This window comes from Aeromonas sp. HMWF015, from assembly GCF_963878965.1.
In the GTDB taxonomy this organism is placed as follows: Bacteria; Pseudomonadota; Gammaproteobacteria; order Enterobacterales; family Aeromonadaceae; genus Aeromonas; species Aeromonas veronii.
In genome coordinates this window covers 541-1,155 of sequence record NZ_CAWNZT010000258.1, presented here as the reverse complement: position 1 = coordinate 1,155, position 615 = coordinate 541, and the positions used below count along the sequence as shown (strand labels likewise).

The window sequence follows — 615 nt, the reverse complement described above, 5'->3', positions numbered from 1 at the left end:
TAATTGAAGATGATGGAAATGATATTGAAGGCTATCTGTCTGATCTTCTTGTTGAAGTAAGTGCAGATACACACAAGAGAGCATATCAATTTAATAGAGAGACAACAGAATTTTACCAATCACTGAACTCATTTTACGATGCGCAAGATCTGTTCAATAGTACTGCCGCCGAAAATTTAGCAAAAAGACTTCTGGAAAAAGAAATTGATACAGATAACCGTGTTGGTCATCTATCTGCAAAAGGAACAGGGCACGTCAAGAAAGGAAGCTTTTTGCAATTCCTATATAGAGAAGAGGGGGTTGTATCATACTTAGGTGTAAAAATTGAACACCAAATATTCCTAGATGAGAATGACTTTAAGAAAAAAATTGGTCTTGCAATCGCTGATAAAGTGTACAAGGCTTGTAAAACAACTTTTGATGCAGATGGCATTCCTATTGAGGTTTTTATATTTGATAAAAATAAGAAACCTTCGGTATATTGGTGGAAAGATTTCCTTGAATTAAAGGAGATAAGAGGTGATGCCCTTAATACCAAGACAGCTTCAAGCGAAGTAATAAAATATCTTAATAGGCTGAGAAATGATTACCCTTCAGATTACACAATTCTTAGAA

At 34.6% G+C, this 615-nt stretch carries 1 protein-coding gene; it reads left to right on the top strand.

The window, feature by feature from the left end; genetic code table 11:
• Positions 1 to 615 (top strand): hypothetical protein (locus tag AACS18_RS23495; protein ID WP_219928027.1); only part of this gene is annotated, 615 nt, incomplete at both ends.